This is a genomic window from Candidatus Cryosericum odellii (assembly GCF_003570935.1).
In the GTDB taxonomy this organism is placed as follows: Bacteria; Caldisericota; Caldisericia; order Cryosericales; family Cryosericaceae; genus Cryosericum; species Cryosericum odellii.
Map to the genome: position 1 here is coordinate 1 of NZ_QXIU01000250.1, position 2536 is coordinate 2536.

At 61.6% G+C, this 2536-nt stretch carries 4 protein-coding genes; all 4 read right to left on the bottom strand.

Annotated features, from left to right (window positions below; translation table 11 throughout):
- Positions 1-608: MFS transporter (locus tag SMC5_RS10050; protein ID WP_119120595.1), on the bottom strand; the 608-nt coding region annotated here is incomplete at its 3' end.
- Between the two features lie 15 nt (positions 609-623).
- A complete protein-coding gene (locus SMC5_RS10055) occupies positions 624-905 on the bottom strand; it encodes an MFS transporter (RefSeq protein WP_119120596.1) in 282 nt (93 codons plus the stop codon).
- A 78-nt stretch (positions 906-983) separates the two neighbouring features.
- Positions 984-1280 carry a 2TM domain-containing protein gene (locus SMC5_RS10060; protein ID WP_119088066.1) on the bottom strand — a complete coding sequence of 99 codons (297 nt, stop codon included), beginning with the start codon at positions 1278-1280 and terminating at the stop codon, positions 984-986.
- Positions 1281-1441: 161 nt separating this feature from the next.
- On the bottom strand, positions 1442-2536 hold a 1095-nt coding region (locus SMC5_RS10065; protein WP_133299210.1), incomplete at its 5' end, for a glycerate kinase family protein.

A 2536-nucleotide genomic window follows, 5' to 3' on the forward strand; every position in this document is an offset into this window, starting at 1 on the left:
CCAAGACCGATGACCAGCGTGCCGAACAACGACGTCAGCACCATGCCCAGCAGCACCCCGTTCACCTTGCGTTTTGGACCTCCCCAGGCCGTGAGCAGGACCCCGCCGACAACGCCCCCCACAGCCGCAGCAGACTGCGTTGATCCGAGTGCCGTTGCGTTGTTGCCCGTACGAGCAAGGATCAGCGCGGGGAGGATCGTGATGCACAGACTGGCGATGAGGTTCGAGGCGAAGAACAGCATCTGCAGGTCGAACAGTGGTCGATGCTGCCAGATGTACCGGAAGCCAAACATCGACTGACTGAACAGGCTCTCTGGATGATCGGACTCGACATGGGGCGGGTTTGGAATAGCCACGACGATCAGCGCTCCCAGGGCGACGACGAAGGTGGCGAGATCGATGGCAAAGATGACCCACAGTCGTTGAAAGCCCAGTACTCCCGCGAGCGCTCCCGCAAGGATGGGCGCGGCGATACCCGACCCGCTCTCTGCCATCGAGATCATGCCGCTTGCCCTCTGGTACTGCTTCTTTGGGACCATCATGCTGATCGCAGCGCTGTACGCCGGCCACTGAAACGTCTGGAACGCCGCCGACAGCGCACCTGTCACGTAGAGATGCCACAGCTACAGGTGACCCGTCAGGAACAGGACGAGAACGACCAATGTCATCATGGCAGACGCCAGGTCGGACAGCGCCATGGTCCATTTGCGGTTCCAGCGGTCGACCAGCACGCCCGCGATCGGACTCATCACGATCATCGGCGCAAAGTTGAAGAAAGCGACCATCGATAGTGCAGTTGCCAGCCCGGTGGTGCGGTACGCCCACAGCGTCAGCGCAAAGCCGCTCATCGCCGTTCCGACCAGGGACACGACCTGTCCAAACCAGACGATGGTGAACGCGGTCATTCCCTCCGGCCTGCGCGAAGGAACGCCGACCGTCTCTATACCAATTCCAGCAGGGTCCTCCACAGACACGTCCGTTCCTTATGCCTGAGGGTCGCTGTGTCGGCGGTCGAGCTCCCGCTGAATCTGGCGCTGTTCCCATCCCCTTCCCAGAAATCGCCCGATACCAAAGACCGAGATAGCATGCACCACGAGGACGACGCCCCATCCGATGAGCGGCCAGATGAACCAGATGACGCCATCGTTCTTCTTGAGCGTGGCAAGGTTCAGAACGGCCAGGGCCGCGTTGGCCACCAGAAACATGACCGCGTGGGCGTAGAGCCCCTTGACCTCCTGGACCCGATCCCTCGCCTTCTGATACTCCTCGAGCTCCGTCATGACAGCGCCTCCTGCGAACACCCTGGCGTCATGTTGTTGGGATAGCAGGTGAGGACCATCCAATGGTTCTGCAATTCCAAGGGTGGAAACATATCGCCTACTGTTGTCACTTGTACCTCCAGATTGTGAGTTCCCTCAGTATATCGCAGAACGGTGAGGCATCATGGCTTCAGTGACAGAAGATGCGCCAGCTCGGCGGCCGCCTGTGTCAGCAGTGCCAAACCGTTTTCCATGGCCTCACGTTCACTCATAGGACGGTCGAGGGTCGTGACAAAGACATCGATGCCGGCCTCGCGGACCTGTGCCCGATCGCGCACGGCCCCGGCAATAGCCACCGTCAATCCCTCCGGCGAAACCTTCCGGAAACGCTGCGCCACACGAACCGGGGCCTTGCCATACACCGTCTGAGCATCGATGCTTCCCTCACCAGTCACCAGCACAGTGCATCCCACAGCTCGGGCGTCGAAGTTCTCGAGGTCCATGAAAAGTTCAGCGCCTGGCTCCAGGTGACCGCCCAGCCATGCGACGGCCGCGCCACCGACACCGCCGGCAGCACCCGCCCCAGGCATATCGTGCAGCCGCACGCCCCTCATCTGCAGCGTGATGTCAGCCAGCCGTTCCAGGCCCTTTTCCAGCAGCGTCACCATGTCGGGCGTGGCTCCCTTCTGCGGACCGAACACCGGAGCTGCTCCCGTCAGGCCGAGCAGAGGATTGGTCACGTCGCTGGCGACCACCAGCCTGGTCTGCTTCATAGGCGAGCTTGCCACAACACGAGCCAGCCGGGATAGTCCCTCACCGCCTCGCCATGAGGCATTGCCGGCCTCGTCAGTGATGCTGAAACCCAGCGCGGCCAGCATGCCGAGCCCGCCGTCCACGGTGGCAGATCCACCGACGCCCAGGATAATGCGGTCGGCTCCGTGCTCCACTGCGTGTTTGACAAGCAGGCCAGTCCCCCATGTGGTCGTGAGCATGGGATTCCGTTCCTCAGCGGTAATCAACGCCCATCCGGACGCTCTTGCCATCTCGATGACCGCCGTCTGGCCAAGCCACACCACAGGCGCCTCGATGGGATGCATCAGGGGATCGAAGGTACTTACGAATTCGACGCGTCCACCCAGAGCTGCAGCTACATCGGTGGTCCCGTCGCCACCGTCGGCAAGGTAGACCTTCTCAACCTGAAACCCAGCACCCTCGAACGCTAGAGCCACAGCATCGGTAGCAGCCTTCGTGGAAATGCTCCCCTTGAACGCGTTCAT

What these genes read in the sequence shown, in the direction of transcription:
- SMC5_RS10055 (WP_119120596.1), bottom strand. Translation starts at nt 905, where the DNA reads ATGACCGCGTTCACCATCGTCTGGTTTGGACAGGTCGTGTCCCTGGTC.
- SMC5_RS10060 (WP_119088066.1), bottom strand. Translation starts at nt 1,280, where the DNA reads ATGACGGAGCTCGAGGAGTATCAGAAGGCGAGGGATCGGGTCCAGGAG.